Raw genomic sequence first — 26,515 nt, 5'->3', positions numbered from 1 at the left:
TCGCCCCTTCAGGGCAGCTCCGTTTTTTTAGTTCGCCCTTTGGCGTGCCAGCTCTAATCCTTCGCCATCGCGTATATCCTTTTTTACATGATTTTGTGATGGGGTGAAACATTTTCCATTATTTAGCCGTTTATATAGACGGGAGTGTGAAAACCAGAAGGAGGAAATGATATGAAATCCGTGCAAATCATCAAATTAGCAGGTACCGCATCCATAGCCATGTCTTTATTGCTTACGTCCTCATCGCTCACAACGATTCCTGCCCATGCGGCAGCAGCCTCCACATCACAGAGCAAGGTAACATGGAGCACGCTGGATGTGAAACATAAACCTTATATGAATAAAGGCGTTGTATTCATTCCATTGAAGGAAGTTTCCGAACAGCTGCAGCTACATTTGACTACCCCGGGAAAAAACGAGCTGTACATTAACAGCCCGACACAGTCTGTTCGCATTACCATCGGACAGTCGCGCGCAGTCAATGCCAAAGGGACCGCTCTGAAGCTCGAGGCCGCTCCGGTTGTGAAGAAAGGCGTGACTTATGTTCCAGCCAGTCTGATTACCAAGGCCTTCGGCATCCCTCTGAAGTATGACAGCAAATCCGGACTTAGAACGACCTTTGATGCTTGGTCAAAATACGCCTATGCTTCCAAGGCCAATATGCTGTTCTGGGTAAATCGCGAGAATGGGATGCTGTCCATGGGTAAAGTTGGATCCACGCCAGCCCAAGTTGGCATGATCCCCGTTGAGGAGATCGATCAAGTCAGCTTAAGCGCACATCGTATCAACAGCAATACCTATGTCGTCGACTTGTCCAATTATTACGGCGAACCTCATATTCATGAGGGAAGATATCGGGTGCTCATTCAGGACAACAAAATCCTGAAGCTATCCAAAACCAATCATTCCAATTTTGCCGGAATAAACTACAAACCGGACCAACTCAGTTACAAAGGCAATATTGCAATGATGAACGGCAGTACGCTTGCGCTGGTTCATCCGATGGGTAAAACGGTCAAATCTTATGACCTGGCCGCGCTCACGGGAGTAAAGGATAGTTTTATCGTAGAAGCAATCGAACAGGACTTCCTGCTCGTCCGACCTTACACGAAGGCGACCCTGTATATTGTTCATCCGACAGGCAAGACAGCCGAGCTTATCTATCCTGAACTTCTGGACGAGGAAACCATCAAGGTCATTGAGGAAATGCCGCCGAACGAGGTGGGCTTCATTGGTGACGGTTTAACGTATATCGGATATGCCGGTGGCAAGCTGACGTTCCAATACAATAATCCGTTTCTCGGTCAAAAAGAAAAACGGACCTACACCCTTCCATTCTAACCATATGCAATGACAAAAAGACCGGTTGGATTCGTTCACGAATCCAACCGGTCTTTCCACTTTAGCATCTAGAATAATCACTTTTATTTATGGTATCATGCCTCGGTTCGAAGGGCTTCCTTGAATTCCTCTGGTGATGCATTCCACCATTCCTCGTTACGTGAAATCAGCAGCTCACGCAGTGCTTTCTTCTCGACGTCGCCAAGGCCATCCAGAATGATCTTGCGCTTCATCGCCGCATCCATTTTATTCACATGATCGGCGAGGATCTTCCAACCGCGGCGGGCCTCCTGGTCGATCCACATTTCACAGGCGGTCATGCCTGCATAATGCTGTCCTTCGGCGGTACGGTCTACAGCCACCCACACGATCCATACCTGGCGTCCATTCGGCACTTCATCCCGGTTCATGCTGAAACGGATACCCTTCTCCACCTTACTCTTCGCATGCATGGCTCCAATATCCACTCGGGCCTCGCCATTGTCGATAATGACGGGCGACAGACTGTTCAGATCGATGGAGCCTGATCCAAACCCTTTATGCTTACTCTTACTATTAATAATATTCAAAGCAATCGGTTTCTTCGCACCCTGCTTCTGCTCTTCATTCTCCACTGCTGCCGACCTCCTATATCAGAGCCGATTCTTACGTATCAGCTGCTAAATTGATAACCTTTGTCCCAATAATTTTATTTTAACTAATAATCCCCCAAAAGCAAACATATACATGCACTAGATGCTTGTCAACGGGAGGTTGTTCGATATGGTCCCACCACGTGCTAAAGTCTTTCTATCATCCCTGCTTGCCATAGGTTTGCTTGCAGGATCGATGCCGATATTTCTGAATCCAGGGTCCTCAGCGTCTGCTCTTGCCCCAAATGCGGGCAAGCCCTCCGTCTCTGCTGTGGAGAAGGCCCCTCTCTCACCGCCTAAGGTGCAGCCTAATATTCCCGCTCCGGCCTTAAGCGACCGACTAGTGGAATATCATATGGATGTTCGGTACGAGCCTGAGGAGAACAAGCTTAAGGGCAAACAGACGCTCACTTGGACTCATCCAGGCAAAAAAAGCGTAAACGAGCTGTACTTTCATCTGTACCCCAATGCATTTGCTTCCAATGATACGACCTTTATGAAGGAATCGGGTGGCCGGCTTCGTTCCGATCCCATGCCAGACGACGGATTCGGCTCCATGACGATTACCAGCGTGAAAACAACCGAAGGTCTGGCCCTGACCCATCGCCTTCAATTTGTCCAACCTGACGACGGTAACATCAAGGATCACAGCCTTGTCAAGCTCCGATTGCCTAAACCCATCAAGAGTGGCGAGAGTGTCACCATTCACTTGGAGTTTGAGGTCGAGCTCCCCAAAATATTTGCTCGCATGGGTACCACCGAGAATTTTATTATGGCGGGGCAATGGTTTCCTAAAATTTCGGTCTATGAACCGGCTGGTCTTCGCGGAAGAACAGAGGAAGGCTGGAATCTTCATCAATACCATGGCAACTCCGAATTCTATTCTAACTTCGGCATTTACAGCGTTCGCATCAGAGTACCCGAAAATTACATTGTTGCTGCGACTGGATTCCCTACCAAGCCTGCCCAAAAAATTAACGGGGAAAAAATTTATCAGTTCTATGCGGATGATGTGCATGATTTTGCCTGGTCGGCATCGCCGAACTTTGTCACGGCAGAAGAAGCATTCTCCGCACCAGGCGTACCGGGCGTCCGCATCAAGCTGTATCTCGACCCAGCCCATAAAGACTTAAAGGAGCGTTACTTTGATGCCGCCAAGTCGGCACTCGCTTCGTTTGGAAAATGGTACGGAACCTATCCGTATTCCACGTTGTCCATCGTCGTTCCGCCAGAATCGGGCAACGGTGCAGGCGGCATGGAATACCCGACGCTGGTCACGGCCTTCGGGGCCAAAAACGATTCGCCGGGATATGAGCTGGAGCGGACCGTCATTCATGAAATTGCCCATCAATATTTTTACGGAATGATCGCAAGTAACGAATTTGAGGAAGCGTGGCTGGACGAGGCCTTTGCAACCTATGCAGAAGAACGAGTGATGGAAAAAGAATACGGGATTACCTCCAATACGGCGGCTCAGGGAGCATCCATCACTTCCCCTGCACCGCTGAAGATGGAATCCTGGAAATACAGCTCGCACGAAAACTACGCACTGAATGTTTACACGAGGGGCAAGCTGGTGCTGCAAGGCATCGAACGACAGGTCGGTCCGCGGATGATGGAGAAGATTCTTCATACGTACGCCCAGAAATACCGCTTCAAGCACCCGACCACGTCCGACTTCCAGAAAGTTGTAGAGCAAGTAAGCAAAACGTCCTGGCAGCCGTATTTTGACCAATATGTATATGGAAGCCAGATGGCGGACGTTGCCATCGACGTGATAAAAATCAAAAATAAAGGCACGGCGGAACATCCTCGGTATGAATCTACGGTCAAGATAACGAGCAAGGACGGGGATATAACCGATGTGCCAATCGTGTTCGCCTTTGAGGACGGCAAAACGGTGGAGCGAACCTGGAGCGGCAAGGACCGAAAAGTTACTTACACCCTGGAGTACAGCACTCCGCTCGCCTGGGCCATGGTTGATCCGAAATATTCCATCGTCCTAGAGAATAAACACATCAATAACTATATGAAGGCAGGAATGGATCCGAAGGTGGTTACACGCTGGAATCTCAGTATTACCAAGCTTGTGGAGACGCTGTTCGGCAGCCTGTCATGGTGAGGGGGGAGCACATGAAAAGTTACGCAGGCCAAGGGTGGATCAGTGTTAAAGACCAGCTATACGTCTCGATTCTGCTCTTCTTATACCGTTTGCTGTGGGGATACTGCCTGTACCGACTCGTAAAATCGGCAGTCGTTCCCCTTCTTATGCGATATCCGGATTCTGCCCCTAACGAGCTCAGCCGTCTTTTATTCTTCTACGAGGGCGAGATGAGCCTATCCCTGAGCAGCACGGTCCACACCTACGCATGGCTTCTGGCCGGTTTGCTCTTGATCAGGATGATCTTCACCCCGCTCATTCGGGCCGGCATCTTCTACAACCTTCACCAGGAAGCTAAGGGCGAGCGCGGTTTATTCTTCTTCATTGGGATGCGGAAACTGTGGAAACCCGTAACGCTATTCTATCTGATAGAGCTCATTCTCACCTTTGCGCCCGGTTACTGGATTCTGCCCAAAATCCTTCCGATTCTGCTGAATGGGATTCAAGAGCCTGTTCTGCTGCTTCATGCACTGCCCTATGCAGCTGGGTGGTTCTTGTACGCCTATCTGATCCGCCTGTTATTGCTCTATATGCAATTCGGGCGCACTGGGGGGTTCGGTATGATCAGCTCTATTCTGGCACTCTTCCGCCGCTTGGGCACGGCAGTGCTGTTGTCCATCACCATCGGCGGATCAGCCTGTGTCATTCTGTTGCTCCTGAGCTCGGCTTCGCTCTTCTGGGCCGGGTTGATCGGCTTAATTATTCAGCAGGCCTCTTATTTCCTGAATGGACTATTCCAAATTTGGGTAATTTCCACCCAATATCATTTGTGGAGAGATTCCTCCTCACAGCATTCCTAATCGTTACAATTCGTTACCCTGAAATGGTGAATCATGCTCGCGAATAAGCTGTAATCCGAAGTGACACGTTTTTATCTCGAGCTTGATTTTACAAAGAATAAGCATTCATTTATCCTCTATATTACAAATTTCTGAGCGCCAAATTACAAAAAAACCTGTTTCCCCAAGATGGGGACAGGTTTTTTGTTTAAAAATGATCTTTCCTCGTTTGCCAAATTGTTAATACTCTGCTAAAATAACGAATATGTTAGTAACAACTTTGTCATCTTTACTGTAACTTTTTTGTTGGAACGATGTAAATTCGTTAACTATGTTGGAACGTCAGACGTCAATGAATGGGTTCATCAACATTTTAAGGAGCCGAATTCCCATAACGATATGGGAAGCGGGGGATCCGTTTTGGGTGAATTGATCTCGCAAGAGAGGGATCATAGGGGACCTTTCAACCGAACCCTTAAGCTAACCTCGCAGGCAATGGAAGGAGCTTTTTGTTTTGAAAAAGAAGTTAACGGCTGTTTCTCTCGGCCTCGCACTCGCACTCACATTAGGGACCGGAAGCGCTTTCGCCGATTCCAAATTAAATACAGCAATCAAACCAGCCATTGGTGTCTCTTATAAAACGGGTGGAACCACAACGAATGGTTTTGACTGCTCCGGATTCACCAGCTATGTTTACAAGAAGCTTGGCCTTAGCCTGCCGCGAACGTCTGCAGCTCAATACAAAGTAGGAACGGCAGTATCCAAGAGCAACCTGAAAGCTGGCGATCTCGTGTTCTTCAACACATCCGGTAGAGGTATCTCTCATGTGGGTATTTATGTTGGGAGCGGCAAATTTGCTCATTCCTCATCTTCGCGTGGTGTCATGATCAGTCCGCTAAGCCAGAGCTATTACGCCAACCGATATGTAGGCGCTAAGAGAATTATGAGTCAGAATACGTACAAATCTGTAGCTGTGAACTACAATTAATGTTGGAACTTTATTGATTTACTCTTATAAGAAGCCCTGGGTTTATGAGATTGTGCCGATCTCATCCAGCGGCTTTTTTCTTTTGTTGATTGTGTGTATACCTTTATAACGTTTAAGACAACGAAAAAGTTTCCACTTTTCAAAAAAAAATGAATGCAGATATTGAAATGACTTCGTTTGGTTATTCCATCCTCAATATCCTCTTATTCTTTATATACCCTTCTCTCTCTTCATTAAACACCGTTTTGGAAAAATATTGATTTTATCTGACGCTTCGACAGCTAATGCGATTGAAAAATAGCAAAATCCATCAAGAAATAATTGCCAATCCCGCTTACTGTCTGATAGAATGGACGCAGTAACAACTTTGTCATTAATGTAAGTGCTTTAATACATAGATTGCTATGCCTCGCGGCAGCGAAAAGGAGCTTTCCATGCTGAAGAAAACATTATCAACAGCAGCCCTTAGTATCACACTGCTATTCACTTTGGGCGTTGGCAACGTGTTTGCTGATAGTGCGCTGGATCAGGAAATCGATAAGGTGCTAGGTACACGATACAGCTACGGCGGTACGACCACGAGCGGATTTGACTGTTCCGGCTTCACCATGTATGTATATGCCAAACTCGGTTTGAAGCTCCCGCATCAATCCGGCTCTCAATTCGACATGGGGACAAGCGTGTCCCGTAAGGATCTGCGCGCTGGCGATTTGGTGTTCTTCAACACATCGGGCCAGGGCATCTCCCACGTCGGCATTTATGTCGGCGATGACAAATTTGCCCATGCCTCGACCAACCGCGGCGTGGTTATCAACCGCCTTGCAGAGGAGTACTATGATCAGCGATACGTGGGTGCAAAGCGTATCATGAGCGATGATACGTATGAAGAGTCGGCTGGTGAATCATCCTAAGCTTTAGAGGCTAATCATCCCTATACATACCGCTTGCCCGTTAAAGGAGCCCTTACCTCTCTTTGACGGGCTTTTTGATGCGACTTGGATGTTCGGAAAAGGGTTATCATTCATATATACGATAGGAGGACTTGACCAATGGATGCAACACCGATTTCATTTCACACCGTAGTCATGCGTGAAGAGCACGCAAAGGAAATATGCGCCTGGACCTATCCTCCTCCCTATAATATCTATGGCTTTCTTCCCTGGGAGCAGATGAAAGGGCTTGAGGTCGAGTTTGGCGATCCCGACATTCGCCAGAGGCAGTACATCTCGATTATGGATGAACGGGAGGCCCTGTGGGGATTTGCCCAGCTGTTTCCGATTCACGAGGTGACACGAATCGGACTTGGCATGCGGCCTGATTGGTGCGGGCGCGGAATGGGTAAACGGTTTATGGAGGCGATTGTTCGGGAAGCCAGGCGGAGGCGGCCTGTCGACGAAATCGACCTTGAGGTGTTGACCTGGAATGAGCGCGCGATCCGTACGTATCAAAAGGCAGGCTTTCATGTCACCGATACGTATGAGCGACTTACACCAACGGGAAATGCCCTTTTCCACTGTATGGTGTATGAGCCGCCGGCTAATGAGGAATAGTAATCTTTGTCTATATGAAAAAGCACAATTTTGTGTACTTTTTATGAAGCCACGCCGGATAGTTGCTTTTTTTGTCACAACTGGCTATGCTGTCTATGGATGTTGGTTTATAATGGAGACAAGTGCAAGAGTGCAGTATACATAGAAGGGACGATATGACGATGCAAAAATGGATCATGAGCGGATTGTTCTTCGTCGCATGTGCGTTGGCTATCGCGCTGATGTTTACGCTCCCAGGTAAGGAACAGGTGGCTCAGGAAGAGAAGCCGACCATGCCGGAAGTGACTCTCGATGCTGCCGCAGCGGAAGCCACAATGAAAGCAAGCTGTATTAGCTGTCACGGCGACCAACTTCAAGGCGGCGCTGGGCCGGCTTTGAATCAAGTAGGCGGACACATGGATGCGGACGCAATCTTCAACGTTGTAACCAAAGGTCGTAAGGGAATGCCTTCCTTTAAAGATCAACTTAAGCCTGAAGAAATCGCAAACATCGCGCTATACCTTGCTGAGAAAAAATAAATCAGCTTATACGCAAAACACGCTTGCACCTGGAGTTCTTCCCGGCGCAAGCGTGTTTTTACATATTCGGGACCTCTGAGGGGACTAACCGTCCCCCTCCTATTGTGCCGCCTTGCCATCCTTCGAACGACTCTTCTCATAGGTTTCGTTAAACTGCTGCGCTTCCTTAATATCCACAGCCGTAATGCCACCGTCGTCCCAAGAGGTGAGACGAAGTGTAACGACTTTATAATCTATGGTGATGTAGGGGTGATGTCCGAAAGCTTCTGAAATAGCTGCCACTTCATCAACAAAAGCAATTCCCTTCATGAAGGAGGAGAAGGTATACTTCCGTACAATCCATCTCCCTTGTTCAAATTCCCAACCCTCAAGCTTTTCCAGATGAGCCTCTACTTCTTGCTGCGTATAAAGCATCTTTTATCTTCCTCCCCGAAAAAAACCTATCTTAAAGCCGACTTACACGTAATATGGTCTTTCTGTCATCTATTCTATTCTGCCCTGTATCTGTTGATAACTGGAGTGATTACACAAGAGCCACAAAGGCCAACTCTTCTTCACCAATCAAAATATGTATTCGATGGTTCGTTTGATCATGCATGACCACGCCGCTGCCAACATTAATCACCGGCTCTGTGCCTAGCGCATAGAACAAATCCTCAGCCAGCGCTTCATGAACCTCATTTCTCTCGGCTTCACCCAGATTGCCCCAATCCTCAGCTTCCATTTCAAAGAAGACATAGCTGTCGGTAATTCGTCCGACCGCCTCGGTCAGTTCTGCCAGAATTTCGCCGTAATCTCTTCCGTGTTTAACGCCCATCTCCATCACTCCTTTCCTTGCCGTACTTAGCTTCGTTTCCCTTCCTTCCATTATACCGGAAATTACAACTAAAAAAAAAAGCCCGACCTGACGATAAATAGGATAACGCCCCACAAAAGGGGTCCGGTTCTCCATGAGAACCGTTCTGACGAATGGATTCGTTATTTTATTTCTCACGGATGAGGTGTGGTATGGAAATTTCAACAATTATAGGCTTAATAATCGGTATCGTCGCGGTACTGGTGGGCATGGTTCTGAAAGGTGCCTCCCTTCTCGCTTTGTATAATCCGGCAGCCTATCTAATCATTCTTGGCGGTACGGCAGCAACTTTATTCATCGGGTTTCCGCTAGTCGAGCTGAAAAAGATTCCGAAGCTGGTCAAGATGACCTTTGTGAAGCAGAATCTGATGGACAAAACGGAAATGATCAAGCTGTTTATGGAATGGGCTTCGATCACACGCCGTGAAGGTCTGCTGGCTCTTGAAACCAAAGTCGATGAGATCGATGACACCTTCCTGCGTAACGGGATGCGCATGATCATCGATGGCAACGATCAGGAATTCGTACGTGATGTATTAATGGAAGATATTAATGCCACCGAAGAGCGCCATCGTTCCGGTTCATTGATCTTCTCGCAGGCCGGTATGTATGCACCTTCCCTCGGGGTACTCGGAGCCGTTATCGGTTTGATCGCTGCACTATCCCACATGGAAGATATGAGCGAACTCGCTCAAGCCATCGGGGCCGCGTTTATTGCTACCCTGCTCGGTATCTTCACCGGTTATGTGCTCTGTCACCCGATTGCGAATAAACTCAAGCGTCTATCCAAACGTGAGGTTGAAATCCGCCTTATGATGGTAGAAGGCCTGCTGTCCATTCAGTCCGGTGTATCCACCATTGCAATCAATCAGAAGCTCTCCGTGTTCCTGACACCGTCCGAACGGGCTGAGCTCAGCGAGAGGGAGGCTGGTGCTAGTGAGCAAAAAGACTAGACACGAGCCGCATGAGGAGCATGCCGACGAATCCTGGCTTCTTCCTTACGCAGACCTACTGACCTTGCTTCTGGCTTTGTTCCTGGTGCTATACGCCATGAGTGCGACGGATGCACGCAAATTTCAAGAAATGAGCGAAGCCTTCAGTGTTGCTCTCACCGGCGGAACCGGTGTGCTGGATTACAGCAAAACGGAATCCAGCGATGATCCGCCCAATATTAAGGATCATAAAGCGACATCTCCTTCCGTTCCCGCAACAACACCTGACCAACGGCGTGCAGAGCTGATGCGTCAGGAACAACAGGATCTGGAGAAGCTGAAGAAGCAGCTCGATAATTATATTAAAAATAACGGTTTAACCTCGGAGCTCAGCACCAAGTTGAACCACTCCCAGCTTGTCATTACGATACGGGACAACGCCTTATTCCCTTCCGGCGAAGCCGTTGTGAAGCCGGAAGCCCGTAAACTGGCCAAGGCCATCTCGCAAATGCTTCACAAGTTCCCGGACTATGAAATCATTGTATCCGGCCATACGGATAATGTGCCAATCTCTAACAGCCGCTATCCGTCGAACTGGGATTTAAGCTCGGATCGAGCCTTGCAGTTCATGAAGATTCTGCTTGCCAACTCGGAGCTGGATCCTAAACGGTTCATGCCGATCGGTTATGGTGAATACCATCCGATTGCTGATAACAACAACGCTGCTGGGCGAGCGAAGAACCGCAGAGTCGAGGTATCCATTATACGTAAATACCAGGATAGCGCCACCTTTACAAGCGTGAATGAATAACCCAAATGGGAACGGGTCCCTACAGACTATAACACACAATAAACAACCGATGCATCTGGTCTTACAGATCCCATCGGTTGTTTTTGTTTAAGATTATAGAAGTATTTTAGCCAGCTACTCGAGCCTGTAGTTCAGCAGCTGACCAAGCTCTTCCTTCTCCTTCTCGCTAAGATCACGCCATGAACCGATGCGTTGACTGCCAAGACGGATATTCATAATCCGGATTCGCTGCAGCTTTCGGACTTCATAACCAAAAGCGCTGCACATTCTGCGGATTTGGCGATTTTTACCTTCGGTCAGAATGATTCGGAATACGCGCTCGGACATTCGAGTGACCTCACAAGGTAGCGTTATCTCACCCAAAATCTTTACGCCGCTGGACATCCCGCTAAGGAAGGATTCCGTTACCGGGCGATCCACCGTCACAATGTATTCTTTCTCATGTTTCCCCTCAGAGCGAAGGATCTTATTGACGATATCTCCATCATTCGTCAGCAAAATCAGTCCCTCAGAGTCCTTATCCAATCGTCCGATAGGAAAAATACGCTCGTTGTGGCCTACAAAGTCTACAATATTGCCCTTAATATGCGATTCGGTGGTGCTTGTAATCCCGACCGGCTTATTAAGAGCAATATATACATGCTTCTTCTTATCCTGAAGCGGCTTTCCCTGGATCCGGACATCGTCGCCTTCCTCTGCCTGGCTTCCCAGGACAGCAACCACGCCATTAATGGTGACCTTCCCGCTCTCCACCAGCTTATCTGCTTCACGACGGGAACAATATCCCGTTTCACTGATAAATTTATTAATTCTCAAGATGCCATCCCCTTATCTGTAACTACTTCTTGCTTAATTGTCAATAGCATTCGGCTGGACTACAGGCAGAACTATACTCACCTTCGTGCCCACACCTACTTCACTCTCGATTTCCATCATACCCCGGTGACCCTGAATAATACGCTGGCTTACCATCAATCCTAGCCCTGTGCCCGTCTCCTTATTCGTAATAAACGGTTCGCCAAGATGCGGCATCAGATCTTCCGGTATGCCCTGCCCTTCATCCCGAATATCGATTTGTACCCATTCGCCCTTCGGCCTTGAAAGCTCAATCCAGATACTGCCGCCATCGGGCATCGCTTCAATCGCATTCTTGAGCAAATTGATAAACACCTGCTTGAGCTGATTCTCCTCACAGTGTACGTTGGTAAGTTCATCAGTAAATTTCAATTTGAACTCGATGCCGTACAAATGAGCTTGGCTGTCGAGGAATGAAATGACATCTCCCATGATGAGTCGTACATCCCTCTCTTGGAAATGAATCGCCTGCGGCTTCGCTAATATCAGAAATTCACTGACAATGAGGTTAATTCGATCCAGCTCCGACAGCATTAGATCAATATGGTCCGGATTAACCTTGTGGGTCTGCTGCTGAAGCTGCAGAAATCCACGGAGGGTCGTAAGCGGATTCCGGATCTCATGAGCAACGCCAGCAGCCAGCTGGCCAACGGTATTGAGTTTCTCCGAACGACGCAGCAGCTCCTCGATCCGATTGCGTTCCGTCACATCCCGAGACACGCTAATCATGGAGGTGACCTCACCGTTCTCATCATGCACCAGCGAGGTGCTAATACTGACCTCGATCGTGCTTCCATCTTTGTGAAGACGGATCGTCTCCACCGGAGGAAGCCGTTCCCCAGCCCGCAGGCGACGGATGCGCTCCTTTTCTTCTTCCTCCTTGGCCGGAGGCACAAGTGCAGGCTTCCGTCCAACCACTTCGTGCGCTTTCCAACCATACAATTGCTCAAACGCTTTATTCACACTAATAACCCGTTCATAGGTATCGGTTGTATGAATGGCATCTGCTGTCTGGTTAATGACCGACTCCAGGTATTCCTTAACGGACTGATTCTCATCGACCATTTGCTTCAACTGGCTCGTATAGTTGCCCAGATTACGTGTCATCGCATTGATTCGACCCGCAAGCTGCCCCAGCTCGTCCCGGCTGCTTACCTCCAACCTTCGATCAAAGTGACCATCCGACACATCGTTTACCGTCCCCAGGATGGCCTGAATCGGCTTGGTAAAATACCCTGCAACAATATAACTGCCGAATATCACGATTTCCAATAAAACCAATGAGATGGCCACAAGACTGATCATCTGCTCCCTCATCACGGAGGAGATGGCTTCATAATCCATGACGACACTGATGACACTGGTCGGTTTATTTTCGGTTACGATGGGGATGAAGCTTTTTAGCACCTTCTTGTTATTGATAGTACTGACAAACACCACATTATCGCCGGTAGAAACGGCCCTCTGCACAGCTTCCGCATCTTGGTCCAGGCTCCCATAGTCGTAGGTGCCGAATGTAATCGGTCGATTGCGAAGCTTGCGGTGAACATCATCCGTTCCATCTTCTCTCATATATTCATTGCCAAACGTTTCAGGGTTGATGCCTGTTACTTCCAATATTCGCGGATTCGACTTCAAGGTCTCCTTCACAACCGTATCCGGACTTGTAATCTTCACAAAGTCCTTGATATTCGAATTCCTTATGTAGGGATCAATAATATAATTGCGCTTGCTATCGTAATAGTATCCCCATTTATCAATGAATTCCGGATTGGATGTGGAAAACTCAAACGGTCCTGACCAAAAATGATCGGCGCGCTGACCCTCGGTAACGGAGACGACTTTACCATACTGGAACAATTCCAGAAAAGCCGTATGCCAGTACCCCCAGTTCTTCGTTGAAAGGCCGATTTCATCTGGAGTGGAGGATCGGGCAACAACGACATCATCATTCGTCCGGACCAATAGTGATATGTGGGTGACGCCGATCTCTTTACTCAATTCCACCAATTGCTGATTGGTTATATTGTTAATATCCGGATCCAAAGCTTTTGCCGCATTGACCGCGGCTACCTTCAGCATATCACCGAATATATTATCCACATATGCAGAACTAAAGCCGGTTTGCTGGACCGTGATGGCGATCTGAGTAGCGGCCATCACCATTTTGGTTTCACTATCCTGCTGCAAATTTTCCTGGGTTGTGTAATAGTTCAGCGTAATGTTGAGCAGAAGAATAAATAATACCGATATGGACATGATCATCGATAATTTCGTCTTAATCGACAAGTGGCATCTTCACCTTTCTGCTGTCACATAGACGACTTGCGAATCTAATACCCTCATGATACCTTGATCACGAACGTTTGAAAAGACAAGCAGCTTTACGGCTATATGGTTTTTTTTCCACAATCGCATTGCTATTGAAATAGGGAATCCTTACAATATAAGAGGCCATTCCCGGTAAGAAAACAACGTATCCACAGATTGCGCACAAATACACAACTTATCTGTGGATAATGTGTATAACTTTGTGTATAACATCTCAGTTGTCCACAATTCTGTCCACAACATGTTAACAAACGAATAAATGTTCGTTGAACATTGGGTATAAATACAGGGTTTTAACCGGCTGTGAAAGGAGACTTTAGTTTGATATCAAATTCAATAGACCCACTGGCTGTGGATAACGATAATCATGAACGCTGGATGAGAGAAGCCATCGCGGAAGCACGGAAAGCCGAAGAGCTCGGCGAAGTTCCTATCGGCGCTGTCATCGTGCGGGGTGATGAGGTTATTGGCCGTGGATACAATTTGCGTGAAACGACTTATGATGGGACGGCCCATGCCGAGATGGTGGCTATCCGTGAGGCAAGCAAACATCTTGGAGCATGGCGGCTGCTCGACTGTCGATTGTACGTGACGCTGGAGCCCTGTCCCATGTGTGCGGGTGCTATCGTCCAATCCCGGGTCCCACAGCTGATCTATGGCACTCGCGATCCCAAAGCCGGCTGTGCCGGCACACTGATGAATTTGCTTCAAGAACCGCGTTTTAATCACCGTACTAACGTGATTGAGGGCGTGCTGCAGGAAGAATGCGCATCACTACTCACCCAGTTCTTCCGACGTTTGCGCGGGAAAATATAATCCTTGTATAGTAATATGTATAGATATGTATAGAAACGTAAAAACCCGGCCATGATGGCCGGGTTTTGTTGTCTACGATGAATGATATTAATAAGTGCCCATTTGGCTCATGGATTCCTCAAATTGCTCCATCGTGATGACATCAGCATCTTTTGGAATACCGATTTTGAACTCTTGTTTAGCGTTGATGTTGTTGTATTGGGTGCTACCCTTCACAGCCAACTTTACGTTCTCTTTCGTTTCTGGATCATTGAAATCAACGTTCAACACAATATCCTGATATGCAGGGAAATCCTTTTTATCGATAGCCGTGTTGATGTTGAATGTGTTGATCTTCAGATACTTCTGCATCTCTTCCAAGCCCGCTTTGAATTCGTCTTGGTTAACGTTGGATACTTCAGCTTTAGCAGAGTCGATATCTTCTTGGGTCAGACCGAGCAATTCGCGGTACTCGTCTTTAGCTGCAATGTCAACAACCTTAGGTGCAACCTTGTTTACCATAATATCCAATGCTTCATTCAGGTTATCATTGGTTACAAAGAATTGAACCACTTGTTTGGCATCCACGCCTTCTGGAAGGCCAGCATCTTTAACATTGATCTCTTTGAAGTATTTCGCTTGGTCATATTCACTCAGCAAAGCTTCAAGGATTTCGTTTACGAATTTTTGGGATTTCTCGGTATCCAGGCTTTCCGGATTAAATGTTTCACCGGATTGCTCAGCAAGCTCTTTCATATCCATAACGAGGAATTTACCAACAACGTCCTCTGGGAATGGCAGCATTGGAATGCTTGGAATCTTAACGTAGATTTTCTCTTTCGTCATCACCATATCAATGTTGAAGGACATTGCCATGTCACCCTTCAGATTGATACCCATCTTCATCTCGGTTTGCATTGGATCCGCTTGGTAGATACCGTCCAGCGTGACCTCAGCATTCTTCAACATCGTCATCGCCTGTGTTACGCTTGGATCGCCTTCAACTGCAGGTATGTTAACTTGAAGGTCTTCAATGACAAATTTACTCTTCATTTCGTAGGATGTCATCTTCATCGCGTTCGTGGCAGCATTCGTCATCGCTGCCTTAGGCTCTTCTTTTTTGGCGCAGCCGGAAAGTACAACTGTCACTGTGAGCAGCAGTGTCAGCATGATAGCTGCAAACTTCTTGTTCATTAAAATTTCTCTCCCCTCTAACAGTCAAAAAAATAACAGACCTTCTAATCATAAACCATTTAACCAAAATGAGAAACACTTTCTGGAATATTTACTGAAATTTTATTTCCTTTCTTTTTCCATCCATCTTAAATTTAAACTTCTTAACATGCGAATAAGGTGGGGCCCCAAAATATTACACTTGAACACTAATACGGAAGTTGGACGCAAAAGGTTTCAAATCGAAAAAAAGAACTTCCTGTCGAAATACAGGAAGTTCCCTCGATTCTTGCTTTCTAGCCTCTCCGTATTTGGCTCCTACAGGCTTCTAGCCCTCCGGATTGAAATGTCCATCCTGTTTACGGATCTTCGCTCTGTGCGAGCCTGACAGCGGCTCCTGGCCGCCACGGTCAGGGTCCTTGCGCTGCTTCGGCTGCTCCTGTGCTTCCGGTACCGGAATCGCCTTTGGTTTGCTCATCTGATAGCCCTCCATTTCATGGATCACAACGATGTCCTACGCCTATCCTACCTTTGATGTCCATATCATGAAGGACAGTATGGAAACTGTCTCACTCATTCATGGAACTAGTGATGCGTGATTTGCTGCAGCGTTTGGGCACACTCATGAATATGGCGCGTATAATCGCCCACCATGCCCTGAATATTCTCATTACGCTCATCCGTCGTCGCACCCTCACGCTCTACATCGACCAGATCGACCTTCACTTCCCGCGAATCCACATACGTGCATTGAAAATCAAACGAATAATCCTGGCGACCTGCTGCATCAATGTGAATGCGGATGGCGTTTGGATCCCCTTCGTCTGCTGCCACTTCTGCGCGATCCCCCGGCTTTAATATGGTGGACAGCCTTTCCTGCCAGGCATTGACCAGCGTCGACTGATCTACATTCAGTTCTGAGTTCATGTTCACACCTCCCCTTCTCTATAAATTGCGATAACAGGGGATGTTTTATACAGCAGCCTCCATAAAGCAGAAACCTACTGCAGAACAGAACAATCAATACCTTCCTCTAGTAAAAAAGACAATAAAAAAACCGATTCCTTAAAGGAAACGGCTTGCGTTTGATTATGTATGGCGGAGAGGATGGGATTCGAACCCATGTGGGCTTGCACCCTAACGGTTTTCAAGACCGCCCCGTTATGACCGCTTCGGTACCTCTCCACGTGGTAATGATTCATGCAAATGAATCACGTGCAAAAATCATTATACCACAAGACAAACTATTTTATCAACTCATTTTTTCTGTTCGATGATACTAACGTTCCCCATGTACGGGCGAAGTACTTCGGGAATAACTACGGATCCATCAGCCTGTTGATAATTCTCCAGAATCGCAGCGACGGTACGTCCTACCGCAAGCCCGGAACCATTCAAGGTGTGGACAAATTCCGGCTTGCTCTTCGGTTCCGGACGGAAGCGAATGTTGGCACGGCGAGCCTGGAAGTCCCCAATATTCGAACATGAGGAGATTTCACGGTATACGCCGCTCTCTGGAAGCCAAACTTCTAGATCGTATGTCTTCATGGATCCAAAGCCCATATCCCCGGTACAGAGAGCCATTACGCGATAAGGAAGATTCAGCAGCTGAAGCACACGCTCCGCATCCGCCGTCATCTTCTCAAGCTCATCAAAAGATGTTTCCGGGTGTACAATCTTCACCATCTCAACCTTGTTGAACTGATGCTGACGAATGAGCCCTCGTGTGTCACGCCCTGCCGCGCCGGCTTCCGAACGGAAACATGAGCTGTACGCCACGTAATATTTAGGCAGATCCTCACTATTTAAGATTTCCTCGCGATGATAGTTCGTCACAGGAACCTCAGCAGTTGGGATCAAGTAGTAGTCGGTATCGCTAATTTTGAATAAATCCTCTTCGAATTTAGGCAGTTGTCCTGTTCCGTACAAGCTGTCCCGGTTGACGATATATGGAGGCAGCATTTCCTCATAGCCGTGTTTGTCGCTGTGCAGATCCATCATAAAACTGATCAAGGCCCGCTCAAGACGAGCACCCAAACCTTTGTAGAACGTAAATCGTGAACCCGTTACCTTCGCACCTGCTTCAAAATCCAAAATACTCAGATTCTGAGCAAGCTCCCAGTGTGCCTTAGGCTCGAAATCGAAAGCTTTTGGCTCCGACCAGCGGCGGATTTCCACGTTCTCCTCCTCCGAAGCGCCAACCGGCACACTCTCATGAGGGATATTCGGAATCGCCAAAGTAAGCTCGGATATGCTGGCTTCCAGCTCACGAACTTCCTCATCCATCGCTTTAATCTGGTCTGACACTTGTCGCATTTCCAGAATCAGATCATCGGCATTCTCACGATTCTTCTTCAGCTTGGCTACTTCAGCCGACACGGTGTTGCGGCGATTCTTCAAACTTTCGCTTTCCTGCAGCAATTCCCGGCGCCGGGCGTCAAGCTTAGGAAAATCCGCAATCAGATCGAGCGATTTGCCTCGATTCTTCAGCGCTTCTTCTACACGACTGTACTCGCTGCGCAATATTTTTACGTCTAACACGGGAAACCCTCCTAAAGTAAAACATCCATCAAGTATATCGAAGCAGCTGCCCTATATGTTGATAAAAAGTCTTGGGACAAGGCTGCATTGTACGTTATTACATACGATACATCTTATTGTATTTCAGCGAAAAAGACAACTTGACTCCCACATACTGCCAAAGAGTCAAGATGTCTTCTACTGTAACTATTACGTCTGTGGTGCCGTAGACCGGGATCGAACCATCTCCACAAAATATTGATGAAGTCGGTAATCGTCCGTCAGCTCCGGATGATAGGAAGCTGCGAGCAGATGTCCTTGTCTGGCTGTGACGATCTCATCCTTATAAGTGGACAGGACCTCAACGCCCGCACCCACTTCTAGAATGAGCGGCGCACGGATGAAGACAGCCCGTACCGGTTCCTCGATTCCTTTTACAGGCAAATCGGTCTCGAAGCTTTCACGCTGACGTCCAAATGCATTCCGCGCCACCGTAATGTCCATCAGCTTCAGATGAGCCTCTTCGTCGCCTTGAATTCGCTCAGCCAGCACGATCAGTCCGGCGCATGTTCCGAATATCGGTTTACCCTGGGCTGAGAACTGACGAATCGCATCCATAAAATCATACTTGCGCATCAGCTTGCCGATGGTGGTGCTCTCGCCGCCAGGGATGATCAAGCCGTCAATGCAGTCTAGCTGCTCGACCTTCTTAATCGGCACCCCCTCGGCACCAGCAAGCGTAATGCTCCGTATATGCTCTGCAACGGCACCCTGAAGTGCCAGTACTCCGACCTTCATGTTACCCCTTCTCTCTTACCAGCCGCGATCCTGCATGCGCTCAGCTGGACTAAGCTTGGATATCTCGATGCCTTTCATCGGAGTACCCAGGTTCTTGGATACTTCAGCAATCAATTTATAATCATCATAATGCGTAGTCGCTTCAACAATCGCACGAGCGAACTTTTCAGGGCTGTCCGATTTGAAAATACCGGATCCAACAAAGACACCGTCAGCGCCTAAATGCATCATCAATGCGGCATCTGCAGGTGTTGCCACGCCGCCAGCTGCAAAGTTAACGACAGGCAGCTTGCCTGTCTCATGAATGCCCTTCAGGAGGTCATAGGAAACACCGAGGTTCTTCGCTTCCGCATACAACTCGTCCTTCGACATGTTACGAACTTTACGGATTTGACTGTTGATGAGGCGCATATGGCGAACGGCTTCCACGATATTACCTGTTCCCGGCTCGCCTTTCGTACGGAGCATGGATGCACCTTCACCAATACGACGAAGCGCTTCACCGAGGTCCTTCGCACCGCATACGAACGGTACCGTGAAATCCCATTTATCGATATGGAACACTTCATCCGCCGGTGTCAGCACTTCACTCTCGTCGAGATAATCCACGCCAAGAGATTCAAGCACTTTTGCCTCGACATAATGACCGATACGAGCTTTGGCCATAACTGGAATGGATACAACTTTCATGACTTCCTCAACGATGGTTGGGTCAGCCATCCGTGCTACTCCCCCAGCAGCGCGAATATCGGAAGGAACGCGCTCCAGCGCCATAACTGCCGTTGCACCGGCAGCTTCAGCGATCTTCGCTTGTTCCGCATTCATGACGTCCATAATGACGCCGCCTTTTTGCATTTCCGCCATACCTCTTTTTACAGTTGATGTTCCTGTTTCCATGTCCCCTAGCCTCCCGATTATATGTTGTATCTCATCGCCATTACAGCATTACCTGGCGACCTAGTCTGTACCTGTATAGGTGCATGCTTGCAATGAATCTAACTTGATATTTTACCGCATCAAAATCAAATACACAACCCATTTACTCGGAATTTATCGGCGGTTAGAAAAGATTTTTGATGGAATCAAATAAATCGGCGAAAAAGTCTCCAATCGCCCGCAGGAACAAACTGAACCAGCCTGCCTTCTCAACTTCCTCCGCGGTGATTAGATTTACCGTTTCGGTCTGGGTGTCCTTCATACCTTCTATTTTATATGTGTAGGTCACCGTACCAACCTTCGTATCCTTAGCAACAGGAGCTGTCAAGCTGGAGGAGTCCTGCTTGGCTTCAAAGGTAATGTTCTTGCCTGTTGAGCCTTTGGGTACAACAAAAGTGACTGCTTTATCGGTTACGAGTGCAGCTTCCTTGCCTTTACCCTTCTTCACTTCGACGTTTTCAAAGCCTTGCACGGTTGCACCGGCAGCTTGAACTTCCTTCACTTCGAAGTTGTCAAAGCCGTAATCAAGGACTTTTTTGGACTCTACAAAACGGGCTCCTTCGGATTTCGTACCCATGACCACACTAATCAGCCGCATGCCATCACGCTCAGCGGTGCCCGCGAAGCAATACTTAGCCGCATTGGTATGACCTGTTTTTAAACCATCCAATCCTTCATAAGCATATTTCTTGAAGTTGGTAATATCTTTATTGGCTTCAAGCATCCAGTTGTAGTTGATGATCGGATTCGTATCCCGATCCCGGAATTTGTGGGATTGTATAGCTGTGAATCTTGCAAAATCAGGGTGATCCTCGACAATGAATTTGGCAAGCAAAGCTGTATCCATTGCCGACATAACCGTTTCCTTATCCTCTTCAGGACGATATTTTTCAGGCATATCCGCACGGCTGAGGCCTGTAGAATTGATGAAAAAAGCTGTTTTCAAGCCCATCTTTTTCGCCGTATCGTTCATCATGGCAACAAACTCTTCTTCGGAACCAGCCACATGTTCAGCCAATGCTACCGTAGCATCGTTCGCTGAACCAACAGCCATGGCTATGTAGAGCTCTTCCACTGTATGTTGGTCACCCTCAGCCAAGAATATCCGTGAGCCTACCGTTTTTGCTGCGTTTTCTTTTACAGTGACCTCGTCATCCCAAGCTAATTCGCCTTGCTTTACTTTCTCTGCAACGATGTATTCCGTCATCATCTTCGTCATGCTCGCCGGTGGTAATGCCTCATCAGCATTAACGGATAGTAGGACTTGTCCTGTTGATGGCTCTATCAATACGGCAGAGCTTACATCCAGTCCAAGCTGATCAATCGATGGCACTTTATCCGGCTTCGCATTATTTGTTGTCGCCTTCTCGGTTGTCGCTTTGTCCTCTGTGGCGTTCGTTGTATCCGCTGTTGCCAGCATACTAGGTGCCGCGAGTGAAACCGCAGGTGCAGCAGAGAAACAAAGTATATTAAACAGCATCAAGGATGCCAACGTTCTTTGAATGCGTTGTCGCTTATTCTTCTTTACAGACATGTCTATCAATGGAACTACTCCCCTCTAATTCTCAATAAGTCATTAACTCGTTCTATTCTATCATAGGGGGGGTATCAAAAAAAGACAAGCTAGATGAATTTCATCCAGCCTGTCCAGGAAATAAATGACATATATTGTTTATCCTTGTTCTTTCGAGTGAATTACAACGAATAGTTAGGTGCTTCTTTGGTAATTTGGATATCATGTGGATGGCTCTCACGAAGTCCTGCGCCAGAGATACGGATAAACTGGGTGTCCGTCCGTAGTTCCTCCAGGTTTTGCGTACCACAATAGCCCATGCCGGAGCGCAATCCACCGATCAACTGATGGATAGTATCTGCCAAAGGCCCTTTGTAAGCAACACGACCCTCGATACCTTCCGGAACCAATTTCTTGTCGTCATCTTGGAAATAACGATCTTTACTGCCTTGTTTCATGGCAGCAAGGGAACCCATACCGCGGTAAGCCTTGAAACGGCGTCCTTGATAGATCTCAGCTTCGCCTGGGCTCTCCTCCGTACCGGCAAACATGCTGCCCAGCATAACGGCATTTGCACCGGCTGCGATCGCCTTCGTAATTTCGCCTGAGTATTTGATACCGCCATCTGCGATAATTGGCACTCCATACTCCTTAGCAACCGTTGCACAGTCATAAATTGCTGTGATTTGAGGTACGCCAATCCCGGCAATGACACGGGTCGTACAGATCGATCCAGGCCCAATTCCGACTTTAACGACGGATGCACCGGCCTCGATAAGCTCTCTTGTGCCCTCGCCTGTAGCCACGTTACCAGCGATAATCGTCAAATCCGGATACACTTCGCGCAGTTTGCGAACGGAGTCAATGATATTGATGTGATGACCGTGGGCAGAGTCAACGGTAATGACGTCTACGCCAGCTTTCACAAGCGCCTCTGCTCTTTCGAAGGTATCCTTGGAGATTCCGATCGCTGCACCTACAAGCAGGCGACCCTGAGCGTCCTTAGCTGCTCTAGGGAACTGAATCGCCTTCTCAATGTCTTTAATGGTGATAAGTCCTTTAAGAACATTATCATCGTCTACCAAAGGCAGCTTCTCAATCTTATGCTTCTGTAGGATCATTTCGGCATCTTGAAGAGTCGTTCCGACCGGAGCTGTCACCAGATTCTCGCTGGTCATCACTTCACTGATTACCGTATTGTAGTCATGAACAAAACGAAGATCACGATTCGTCAAAATCCCGATCAGCTTATTGTTCTCATCTACGATCGGTACACCGGAAATCCGGAACTTACCCATGAGCTCCTCTGCATCGGATACAAGATGATTAGCATGGAGGGAAAAAGGATTCGTAATAACACCACTTTCCGAACGTTTAACCCGATCAACCTCTTCTGCCTGTTGCTCAACGGTCATATTTTTATGAATAATGCCGATTCCGCCTTCTCTAGCAATGGCAATTGCCAAAGGAGCTTCCGTTACGGTGTCCATCCCAGCACTGATGAGCGGGATGTTTAATTTCACATGCTCGCTCAATTTGGTGCTAACATCCACTTCTTTTGGAAGTACCTCGGATTTTCTAGGAACCAACAATACATCGTCAAAAGTGAAGCCTTCCTTGCTAAACTTATCTTCCCACACCTGGGTTATTCCTCCTTTTTGTCGTCTTCCTGCGGACTACAACTACTGTCAGAGCTGGACCGGACGGCATTTTCAAGTATTTTCAGAAATATATTATTGCCATCTTAGCAAAGGGCCCATAGGCTGTCAAGGATTGAAATTCGCCCTTTGCCCGAAGTTCGCAAGTATCCATCCAGCGCGTTATCCTGTCCCTTAGGAATGGACAAACGGCGGGTTTCTTCTATTAAATGGAGAATCACCCGCGTTTAAGCCTCGTCTGCCAATATGCCAATCCCTTAAGGTATTTCCTAGAGGTTCAATGAATAGCTGTCGTTTAGTATCACCCAACCTGGTACGAGATAGTCTCGATTTCATAAATACGTGCTATTGAATATAGGAAAAGACCGCTATCGATTACTCGATAACGGTCTTTATGGTTGTTCGCTTGGCGACGTCCTACTCTCCCGGGACCCTTCGGTCCAAGTACCATCGGCGCTGGAAGGCTTAACGGTCGTGTTCGGTATGGGAACGCGTGGAACCCTTCCGCCATCGCCACCAAACGGCTCAGATGCTTGATCACCTGAAAACTAGATACGAAACGAATTTGCGTGTTTTAGAATCCGTAGCATTTCCCCAATGTAATATTGGGGTGTTTTTTGGATAAGCCCTCGACCGATTAGTATTGGTCAGCTCCATGCATTGCTGCACTTCCACCTCCAACCTATCTACCTCGTGGTCTTCAAGGGGTCTTACTAATTGGGAAATCTCATCTTGAGGGGGGCTTCACGCTTAGATGCTTTCAGCGCTTATCCCTTCCGTACGTAGCTACCCAGCCATGCTCCTGGCGGAACAACTGGTGCACCAGCGGTACGTCCATCCCGGTCCTCTCGTACTAAGGACAGCTCCTCTCAAATTTCCTACGCCCACGACAGATAGGGACCGAACTGTCTCACGACGTTCTGAACCCAGCTCGCGTACCGCTTTAATGGGCGAACAGCCCAACCCTTGGGACCTACTTCAGCCCCAGGATGCGATGAGCCGACATCGAGGTGCCAAACCTCCCCGTCGATGTGGACTCTTGGGGGAGATAAGCCTGTTATCCCCAGGGTAGCTTTTATCCGTTGAGCGATGGCCCTTCCATGCGGTACCACCGGATCACTAAGCCCGACTTTCGTCCCTGCTCGACTTGTAGGTCTCGCAGTCAAGCTCCCTTATGCCTTTGCACTCTTCGAATGATTTCCAACCATTCTGAGGGAACCTTGGGGCGCCTCCGTTACTCTTTAGGAGGCGACCGCCCCAGTCAAACTGCCCGCCTGACACTGTCCCCGTACCGGATTACGGTACCAGGTTAGAACCTAGATACGATCAGGGTGGTATCCCAACGTCGCCTCCACACAAGCTGGCGCTCATGCTTCAAAGGCTCCCACCTATCCTGTACAGATCGTACCCAAATCCAATATCAAGCTGCAGTAAAGCTCCATGGGGTCTTTCCGTCTTGTCGCGGGTAACCTGCATCTTCACAGGTATTAAAATTTCACCGGATCTCTCGTTGAGACAGCGCCCAAGTCGTTACGCCATTCGTGCGGGTCAGAATTTACCTGACAAGGAATTTCGCTACCTTAGGACCGTTATAGTTACGGCCGCCGTTTACTGGGGCTTCGGTTCACAGCTTCGGATTGCTCCTAACCGCTCCCCTTAACCTTCCAGCACCGGGCAGGCGTCAGCCCGTATACTTCGCCTTACGGCTTCGCACAGACCTGTGTTTTTGCTAAACAGTCGCTTGGGCCTTTTCACTGCGGCCCCCTCGGGCTATTCACCCTACCGAGGCACCCCTTCTCCCGAAGTTACGGGGTCATTTTGCCGAGTTCCTTAACGAGAGTTCTTCCGCGCGCCTTAGAATTCTCTTCTCGCCTACCTGTGTCGGTTTGCGGTACGGGCACCTTCACCTGACTAGAGGCTTTTCTTGGCAGTGTGAGATCATGACCTTCGCTACTATAATTTTCACTCCCCATCACAGCCCAGCCTTATCGATGTGCGGATTTGCCTACACATCAGCCTCACTGCTTGGACGGACATCCATCAGTCCGCGTCACTACCCTCCTGCGTCACCCCATCGTTCATAACGGTTTACGGTGGTACAGGAATTTCAACCTGTTGTCCTTCGATTACGCCTTTCGGCCTCACCTTAGGTCCCGACTTACCCTGAGCGGACGAGCCTTCCTCAGGAAACCTTGGGCTTTCGGCGGATCAGATTCTCACTGATCTTTTCGTTACTCATACCGGCATTCTCACTTGTGTACTCTCCAGCGCTCCTTACGGTACACCTTCAACGCATACACAACGCTCCCCTACCCCTGATGCAAAGCATCAAGCCATAGCTTCGGTGGTGTGTTTAGCCCCGTTACATTTTCGGCGCAGAGTCACTCGACCAGTGAGCTATTACGCACTCTTTAAATGGTGGCTGCTTCTAAGCCAACATCCTGGTTGTCTGTGCAACTCCACATCCTTTCCCACTTAACACACACTTGGGGACCTTAGCTGATGGTCTGGGCTGTTTCCCTTTTGACAATGGATCTTAGCACTCACTGTCTGACTCCCGGATATAAGTCTATGGCATTCGGAGTTTGACTGAGCTTGGTAACCCTTGCGGGCCCCGCACCCAATCAGTGCTCTACCTCCACGACTCTCAATTCCGAGGCTAGCCCTAAAGCTATTTCGGGGAGAACCAGCTATCTCCGAGTTCGATTGGAATTTCTCCGCTACCCCCACCTCATCCCCGCATTTTTCAACATACGTGGGTTCGGGCCTCCAGTGCGTGTTACCGCACCTTCACCCTGGACAGGGGTAGATCACACGGTTTCGGGTCTACGTCCACATACTAATTCGCCCTATTCAGACTCGCTTTCGCTGCGGCTACGGCTTCTCGCCTTAACCTTGCATGGGAACGTAACTCGCCGGTTCATTCTACAAAAGGCACGCCATCACCCATAGATAGGGCTCTGACTTCTTGTAAGCACACGGTTTCAGGATCTATTTCACTCCCCTTCCGGGGTGCTTTTCACCTTTCCCTCACGGTACTGTTTCACTATCGGTCGCTAGGGAGTATTTAGCCTTAGCAGATGGTCCTGCTGGATTCATACGGGGTTTCACGTGCCCCGCACTACTCGGGATCCGTCTCGGAGGGAATATACTTTCGGCTACAGGGCTTTTACCTCTTATAGCGGGCCTTTCCAGACCTCTTCGCCTAATAAATTCCTTTGTAACTCCATGTGAGACGTCCCACAACCCCAGAGAGCAAGCTCTCTGGTTTAGGCTGTTCCGCGTTCGCTCGCCGCTACTGACGGAATCACTCTTGTTTTCTCTTCCTCCAGGTACTTAGATGTTTCAGTTCCCTGGGTATGCCTCCT

Annotated in this window: 23 protein-coding genes, 1 tRNA gene, 2 rRNA genes and 1 riboswitch (1 of these 27 cut by a window edge); of the genes, 10 read left to right on the top strand and 16 right to left on the bottom strand. The window is 48.2% G+C overall.

All coding sequences use genetic code 11. From position 1 onward, the window contains the following. Nucleotides 1–171: 171 nt before the first annotated feature. Nucleotides 172–1,341, top strand: a complete 1,170-nt coding sequence (locus MHH48_RS00515; protein WP_076326376.1) for a copper amine oxidase N-terminal domain-containing protein — start codon at nucleotides 172–174, stop codon at nucleotides 1,339–1,341. 95 nt (nucleotides 1,342–1,436) lie between these two features. On the opposite strand, the gene MHH48_RS00510 is transcribed toward MHH48_RS00515, so the two are convergent. After that, nucleotides 1,437–1,955, bottom strand: coding sequence for a YwhD family protein (locus tag MHH48_RS00510; RefSeq protein WP_076326375.1), 519 nt, complete (start codon nucleotides 1,953–1,955; stop codon nucleotides 1,437–1,439). A 148-nt stretch (nucleotides 1,956–2,103) separates the two neighbouring features. On the opposite strand from MHH48_RS00510, the gene MHH48_RS00505 reads away from it, so the two are divergent. From MHH48_RS00505 to MHH48_RS00480, 6 genes are all read left to right on the top strand, one after another. Beyond that, a complete protein-coding gene (locus MHH48_RS00505; RefSeq protein WP_076326374.1) occupies nucleotides 2,104–4,095 on the top strand; it encodes a M1 family metallopeptidase in 1,992 nt (663 codons plus the stop codon). A gap of 11 nt (nucleotides 4,096–4,106) precedes the next feature. Next, nucleotides 4,107–4,934, top strand: a complete 828-nt coding sequence (locus MHH48_RS00500; protein WP_076326373.1) for a hypothetical protein — start codon at nucleotides 4,107–4,109, stop codon at nucleotides 4,932–4,934. A gap of 348 nt (nucleotides 4,935–5,282) precedes the next feature. Next, nucleotides 5,283–5,423, top strand: a riboswitch (cyclic di-AMP (ydaO/yuaA leader). 4 nt (nucleotides 5,424–5,427) lie between these two features. Further along, complete coding sequence (locus MHH48_RS00495; protein ID WP_076326372.1) at nucleotides 5,428–5,901, top strand: C40 family peptidase; 474 nt, start codon at nucleotides 5,428–5,430, stop codon at nucleotides 5,899–5,901. A gap of 437 nt (nucleotides 5,902–6,338) precedes the next feature. Further along, entirely contained in the window at nucleotides 6,339–6,812 is a 474-nt protein-coding gene (locus MHH48_RS00490) for a C40 family peptidase (protein WP_076326398.1), read from the top strand. 138 nt (nucleotides 6,813–6,950) lie between these two features. Continuing rightward, the gene (locus MHH48_RS00485) at nucleotides 6,951–7,451 is read left to right on the top strand and encodes a GNAT family N-acetyltransferase (RefSeq protein ID WP_076326371.1); all 501 of its coding nucleotides are present in this window, start codon (nucleotides 6,951–6,953) and stop codon (nucleotides 7,449–7,451) included. Nucleotides 7,452–7,612: 161 nt separating this feature from the next. Further along, a complete protein-coding gene (locus tag MHH48_RS00480) occupies nucleotides 7,613–7,969 on the top strand; it encodes a cytochrome c (protein WP_076326397.1) in 357 nt (118 codons plus the stop codon). 99 nt (nucleotides 7,970–8,068) lie between these two features. On the opposite strand, the gene MHH48_RS00475 is transcribed toward MHH48_RS00480, so the two are convergent. After that, a complete protein-coding gene (locus MHH48_RS00475; RefSeq protein ID WP_076326370.1) occupies nucleotides 8,069–8,383 on the bottom strand; it encodes a 4a-hydroxytetrahydrobiopterin dehydratase in 315 nt (104 codons plus the stop codon). 109 nt (nucleotides 8,384–8,492) lie between these two features. After that, nucleotides 8,493–8,786 (bottom strand): hypothetical protein, encoded by a 294-nt coding sequence (locus MHH48_RS00470; protein WP_076326369.1) that lies wholly within the window; start codon nucleotides 8,784–8,786, stop codon nucleotides 8,493–8,495. Nucleotides 8,787–8,977: 191 nt separating this feature from the next. Between MHH48_RS00470 and motA the strand changes: the two genes are divergently transcribed. Further along, nucleotides 8,978–9,778 carry a flagellar motor stator protein MotA gene (gene motA / locus MHH48_RS00465; protein ID WP_076326368.1) on the top strand — a complete coding sequence of 267 codons (801 nt, stop codon included), beginning with the start codon at nucleotides 8,978–8,980 and terminating at the stop codon, nucleotides 9,776–9,778. After that, nucleotides 9,762–10,568 carry a flagellar motor protein MotB gene (gene motB, locus MHH48_RS00460; protein WP_076326367.1) on the top strand — a complete coding sequence of 269 codons (807 nt, stop codon included), beginning with the start codon at nucleotides 9,762–9,764 and terminating at the stop codon, nucleotides 10,566–10,568. The genes motA and motB overlap by 17 nt, the downstream gene beginning before the upstream one ends. A gap of 114 nt (nucleotides 10,569–10,682) precedes the next feature. Here motB and rluF read toward each other — a convergent pair whose 3' ends face one another. Together rluF and MHH48_RS00450 are read right to left on the bottom strand one after the other, a co-directional pair. Further along, entirely contained in the window at nucleotides 10,683–11,384 is a 702-nt protein-coding gene (gene rluF, locus MHH48_RS00455) for a 23S rRNA pseudouridine(2604) synthase RluF (RefSeq protein WP_076326366.1), read from the bottom strand. 33 nt (nucleotides 11,385–11,417) lie between these two features. Continuing rightward, entirely contained in the window at nucleotides 11,418–13,712 is a 2,295-nt protein-coding gene (locus MHH48_RS00450) for an ATP-binding protein (RefSeq protein WP_076326365.1), read from the bottom strand. 420 nt (nucleotides 13,713–14,132) lie between these two features. Between MHH48_RS00450 and tadA the strand changes: the two genes are divergently transcribed. Beyond that, nucleotides 14,133–14,570, top strand: a complete 438-nt coding sequence (gene tadA / locus MHH48_RS00445) for a tRNA adenosine(34) deaminase TadA (RefSeq protein WP_251036189.1) — start codon at nucleotides 14,133–14,135, stop codon at nucleotides 14,568–14,570. An 87-nt stretch (nucleotides 14,571–14,657) separates the two neighbouring features. Here tadA and MHH48_RS00440 read toward each other — a convergent pair whose 3' ends face one another. The 11 genes from MHH48_RS00440 to MHH48_RS00390 all read right to left on the bottom strand — a co-directional run. Next, nucleotides 14,658–15,743, bottom strand: coding sequence for a hypothetical protein (locus tag MHH48_RS00440; RefSeq protein ID WP_076326363.1), 1,086 nt, complete (start codon nucleotides 15,741–15,743; stop codon nucleotides 14,658–14,660). 307 nt (nucleotides 15,744–16,050) lie between these two features. Continuing rightward, a complete protein-coding gene (locus MHH48_RS00435; protein WP_076326362.1) occupies nucleotides 16,051–16,200 on the bottom strand; it encodes a spore protein in 150 nt (49 codons plus the stop codon). Between the two features lie 107 nt (nucleotides 16,201–16,307). After that, nucleotides 16,308–16,649 (bottom strand): hypothetical protein, encoded by a 342-nt coding sequence (locus MHH48_RS00430; RefSeq protein WP_076326361.1) that lies wholly within the window; start codon nucleotides 16,647–16,649, stop codon nucleotides 16,308–16,310. Nucleotides 16,650–16,818: 169 nt separating this feature from the next. Next, nucleotides 16,819–16,907 (bottom strand) — tRNA-Ser (locus MHH48_RS00425). Nucleotides 16,908–16,979: 72 nt separating this feature from the next. Then, nucleotides 16,980–18,263, bottom strand: a complete 1,284-nt coding sequence (gene serS / locus MHH48_RS00420; RefSeq protein WP_076326360.1) for a serine--tRNA ligase — start codon at nucleotides 18,261–18,263, stop codon at nucleotides 16,980–16,982. Between the two features lie 189 nt (nucleotides 18,264–18,452). Then, entirely contained in the window at nucleotides 18,453–19,040 is a 588-nt protein-coding gene (gene pdxT, locus MHH48_RS00415) for a pyridoxal 5'-phosphate synthase glutaminase subunit PdxT (RefSeq protein WP_076326359.1), read from the bottom strand. 15 nt (nucleotides 19,041–19,055) lie between these two features. Then, nucleotides 19,056–19,937: a pyridoxal 5'-phosphate synthase lyase subunit PdxS gene (gene pdxS, locus MHH48_RS00410; protein WP_071221106.1), complete on the bottom strand. Its 882-nt coding sequence runs from the start codon at nucleotides 19,935–19,937 to the stop codon at nucleotides 19,056–19,058. A 163-nt stretch (nucleotides 19,938–20,100) separates the two neighbouring features. Further along, nucleotides 20,101–21,519 (bottom strand): D-alanyl-D-alanine carboxypeptidase family protein, encoded by a 1,419-nt coding sequence (locus MHH48_RS00405; RefSeq protein ID WP_076326358.1) that lies wholly within the window; start codon nucleotides 21,517–21,519, stop codon nucleotides 20,101–20,103. A 152-nt stretch (nucleotides 21,520–21,671) separates the two neighbouring features. Then, complete coding sequence (gene guaB / locus MHH48_RS00400; RefSeq protein WP_076326357.1) at nucleotides 21,672–23,129, bottom strand: IMP dehydrogenase; 1,458 nt, start codon at nucleotides 23,127–23,129, stop codon at nucleotides 21,672–21,674. A gap of 422 nt (nucleotides 23,130–23,551) precedes the next feature. Beyond that, nucleotides 23,552–23,668, bottom strand: a 5S ribosomal RNA gene (gene rrf / locus MHH48_RS00395). A gap of 96 nt (nucleotides 23,669–23,764) precedes the next feature. Beyond that, a 23S ribosomal RNA gene (locus MHH48_RS00390) occupies nucleotides 23,765–26,515 on the bottom strand (it continues 176 nt past the right edge of the window).

This window comes from Paenibacillus sp. FSL F4-0100 (assembly GCF_037993005.1).
In the GTDB taxonomy this organism is placed as follows: Bacteria; Bacillota; Bacilli; order Paenibacillales; family Paenibacillaceae; genus Paenibacillus_AQ.
Note: the sequence above shows the minus strand (reverse complement) of the source record. Positions and strands in the feature narration are given on the sequence as shown.